Source organism: Pedobacter sp. HMWF019 (assembly GCF_003061025.1).
GTDB lineage: Bacteria > Bacteroidota > Bacteroidia > Sphingobacteriales > Sphingobacteriaceae > Pedobacter.
Window position 1 is genome coordinate 2016 of record NZ_QAIL01000608.1, and the last position, 3653, is coordinate 5668.

At 39.0% G+C, this 3653-nt stretch carries 4 protein-coding genes; 1 reads left to right on the forward strand and 3 read right to left on the reverse strand.

Annotated elements, in window-relative coordinates; translation table 11 throughout:
* Positions 1-12: 12 nt before the first annotated feature.
* A complete protein-coding gene (locus DBR11_RS28715; protein ID WP_146186714.1) occupies positions 13-654 on the reverse strand; it encodes a GIN domain-containing protein in 642 nt (213 codons plus the stop codon).
* Between the two features lie 481 nt (positions 655-1135).
* On the opposite strand from DBR11_RS28715, the gene DBR11_RS28720 reads away from it, so the two are divergent.
* Positions 1136-2218, forward strand: coding sequence for a fatty acid desaturase (locus DBR11_RS28720; RefSeq protein WP_108555951.1), 1083 nt, complete (start codon positions 1136-1138; stop codon positions 2216-2218).
* On the opposite strand, the gene DBR11_RS28725 is transcribed toward DBR11_RS28720, so the two are convergent.
* Both DBR11_RS28725 and DBR11_RS28730 read right to left on the reverse strand, forming a co-directional pair.
* A complete protein-coding gene (locus DBR11_RS28725) occupies positions 2188-2811 on the reverse strand; it encodes a hypothetical protein (RefSeq protein ID WP_108555952.1) in 624 nt (207 codons plus the stop codon). The two genes, DBR11_RS28720 and DBR11_RS28725, sit on opposite strands and share 31 nt — an antisense overlap.
* Positions 2801-3304: an RNA polymerase sigma factor gene (locus tag DBR11_RS28730; RefSeq protein WP_108555953.1), complete on the reverse strand. Its 504-nt coding sequence runs from the start codon at positions 3302-3304 to the stop codon at positions 2801-2803. The genes DBR11_RS28725 and DBR11_RS28730 overlap by 11 nt, the downstream gene beginning before the upstream one ends.
* Between the last annotated feature and the right edge of the window lie 349 nt (positions 3305-3653).

Consider the following 3653-nt stretch of genomic DNA (forward strand, 5'->3'; position numbering starts at 1 on the left):
CGTTCTTTATTCTTATTTGGAAACTTTGCCAGAAGTTACAGCGATATTAACCGACTCTGCAAGCTGAGCATCCAGATCAGCATGAAATACAGGGCTCGATGAAACAGTTTTTAAGGCTGCAAATTGATTTACATTGATTTGTGAAGCATCAGAGATTACCGATACATGGCGTTCTGCAGATCCACTTAGTTTCAACGAAGAAGCATCTTTGGTCACGGTGTATACATCCTGTGCAATAACATTCACATCCACTTTGGCATTGTCCTGTACAAATACCTGAAGGACTGGCAAGTTGAAACGGCCGGTTGATTTTACAACTGCATTTTCAGAAGCATCGATTCTTTTCAAATCATTCACGGTCAAATACACGGTTGTTGTTTCATCACCAGTAGAATTGATGAACAATTTATTCCCCTCTCTTTTGAAAGAAACTTTAGCTTCCTGCTGATCTGTTTCTACACGGAAACCTTCTTTAGCGCCCTGAGTTAAATATACCTTTACATTTCCAGTCACTTTGATCATTGTTGCACCAGAAACGGTAGAAACTGCAGAAGGATTTTTGTCGCCTTCTTTTGCAAAAGTGGTAAATGCAGATGAAGTTAAAACGATAGCGGTTAAAGTTGTTGCGAATAAGGTTTTGATAGCGGTTTTCATATCTTTATGTTTTAAGTTTTTTAAATTCTCTTTGTACATAAGACGTGCGCAAACCACAAACGTTTCAGCCGTTTTGGCCCTATTAGACCAACTGCAGGGTAACCATCGACGAACACACAGTTATTCACGACCAGTCGCCCCCACTCAGTCCCCTCTGCAATTTGCAACAGAAAATTTTACCCTATTTGATGAGGCGGCCTCAGAGATCTGTGCGCTTCTTCAGCGCACCTGATATCGTTAGCCCCGAATCAATAGGGCAAAATTTTCATATGGGCAACTGCCTGGCAAACCCATACAAACCGCACACTTTGTTCGCAAAAGGGTACCAGTTTTACGAACAATGTGTGCACTTGCTGTGCACATACTGTGCAGTTAATATATTCCTCATGTGAAATTTATACAGAAGTGGTATACAAAACTTATTCAAAAAATATCACGCTATTGTCAAAATTGAATTGTATATTGAGCAAATTTATATTTGATGGCCTATTTGGACAGAGTGCTTGATCCGCCGGTATACGGCTGGGCCGACGACGAGGGGACGCTGAGTAAACCCACAGCAAAACAATTATTTAAAGAGTTCTTTAAGAGACTAAATGTTATTAAATGCAGGAAAAACTGGCTTCCTTTCTTTAGCTGGTTCAGAGTATTGATACTCGTTCCACTGGTTTTCCTGTTTATATTTAAATTTTTTAGTATACCACTGCTTATTGTCTTTTTTGTATACAGCATGATTGCTATGGGTACCCATGGAACCATATGGCACCACAGGTACTGTACACATCAAGCTTACACCTTTAAAAATAAATTTTGGCGTTTCATTACCCAGAATTTAACCATAAGCATGATCCCGGAAGAAATATACGTGGTTTCCCATCACGTACATCATGCAAAATCAGATCAACCCGGAGACCCATACAACGCTTCCGGAGGTTTTCTATATTGTTTCCTGGCCGATGTAAACCATCAGCCTATATCAAAAACCTTATCTGAAAAAGATTACTCCAGAACAGTAAAACTGATGCAGCATACCGGGGTGAGTCCAAACACTTATTCCCAATATCAAAGATGGGGCTCAGTAACCCATCCAGGCACAGCCATCTTGTTTTGCTTATTGAACTGGTCCTTTTGGTACGCCGTTTTCTTTTTAATTGGCGGACATCCAATGGCTTGTACAGTATTTGCTGCAGCCGCTTTCTGGGCAGTTGGAGTACGTACATTTAACTACGAAGGCCATGGAAAAGGAGAAGACAAAAGACGGGAAGGTACAGACTTTAACACAAACGACATGTCCATCAATCAGATGTGGCCAGGAATTGTGGCCGGCGAATGGCACAACAACCATCATTTATATCCAAAAAGCGCAAGAACAGGATTTCTGACGCATCAGGTAGACCTGGCCTGGTATTATATCTGGTCTGGAAGGAAAATGGGCATCATCACCTCCTATCATGATTCAAAACGGGACTTTAAACTTCGTTTCGCACAACCTTATCAGGAAGAGAAACTGAAAGAAAAAGCTGGAATACCCGTTCAATCGCCTTTAAGTTCGTCCAGTAACTGACGGATCTGAACGGCGTACTTACCGTATTGCTTCCGAACCCAAAACTCTGTGATCAGCATCAGAACGATCATACCTATAGCAAATGAAGCGACAAGAACAATAGTGAGGTTGTTGGAGATACCATGCTCCATAAACATCCTCACTATTTTCCCATTTTTGACGTTCAGAATAATCATCCCCCCAAATGCAAAAGCGAAAGGTAATAAGGCATAGGTGAAAGACTTATAGATCTCTATATGCAACTTTATATCATAATAAGTCTCGTACAAATTTTCCATGGTGGGTAAATCTGCAGGCAAAAGCCGCTTATAGAAAAAGTAAAACCTAGACAGATAATACACACAAATAGCCAGATAGAAGACAAAAAAGCCATAAAAAGGCAAATAAAACCCTTGGCTTAAACCGAATATCTGCGGAAAAAAGGCCGTTATCAACAGGGCTATACATTGTACCCAGAATTCGTCTTTCATTTTGGCCCGCAACTGATCCAGCGGCAACCTGGCTGTCTTAAACTTATCTAAGTCAATCGTTGTTTTTATAGGATCTTCTGCCTTGTCGTTTTCCCAGGCAGATTTAAAGTCATCAAAATTCATATCCTTGTTTTTGTATAAGTTCCTTAATTTTATTTTTTGCCCGGTTTAACTTTACCCGGACATTTCCTTCTGTAATCCCTAAATTTTCTCCGGTTTCCCGATGAGAATAATTCTCCAGGTGATAAAAGATAATGGCCCGTTCTATCTTGTCAAGTTTTTGTACCGCTGCATAGAAAAGCTTCAATTGTAATTCCTTTTCTCCGGTATCGTCATGTTCCTGGGCAATGTTTTCCGGCATATCGTCTGTAGTGCCCACCTTCCTTTTCTCTTTCTTAAGGAAAACAATAGCCGTATTCAAAGCGACCCTGTACATCCAGGTAGAGAACTTACTGTTGCCCTTAAAAGAGTCAAAAGCTTTCCACAATTGACCTACGATCTCCTGAAACAGGTCTTCCTGATCCTCCATATTATTCATATACATCTTTGTGATTTTATGAATAATGCCTTTATGGGTATCAATAAGTGTAAGAAATTCCTTTTCTCTTGTGTTCAATGTACCGGTTTTTATTAATCGTTTAATGGTGTTAGCGTATTATCACCTGTTATTTATGCTCAAATAATGTTTAAAGGTTCTTCTTATATGCTTCAATAGGTATAACAAACATGCTGATATAATTCCCGAAATTTCTAATTAAAGTCATACCAATCAAAATTGTTTAATCAATAAGTATTCGCAGGTCATCATTCGTTACAAAAAATCTTAAAATATATTTTCTCTGCTACAGAGTTGTTTGAGAATAATAGCTGTAAAAGATGAAAAACAATATAAAAAAAAGATGAAAAACAATTATTCTCCCTGATAATCAGTTCCAAACCAAGTATTAACTGATCAAAGTTTGCAG

Bases quoted from the DNA above. Each gene is read 5' to 3' on its own strand.
- DBR11_RS28725 (WP_108555952.1), bottom strand. From the start codon at position 2,811: ATGAATTTTGATGACTTTAAATCTGCCTGGGAAAACGACAAGGCAGAA.
- DBR11_RS28715 (WP_146186714.1), bottom strand. From the start codon at position 654: ATGAAAACCGCTATCAAAACCTTATTCGCAACAACTTTAACCGCTATC.
- DBR11_RS28720 (WP_108555951.1), top strand. From the start codon at position 1,136: ATGGCCTATTTGGACAGAGTGCTTGATCCGCCGGTATACGGCTGGGCC.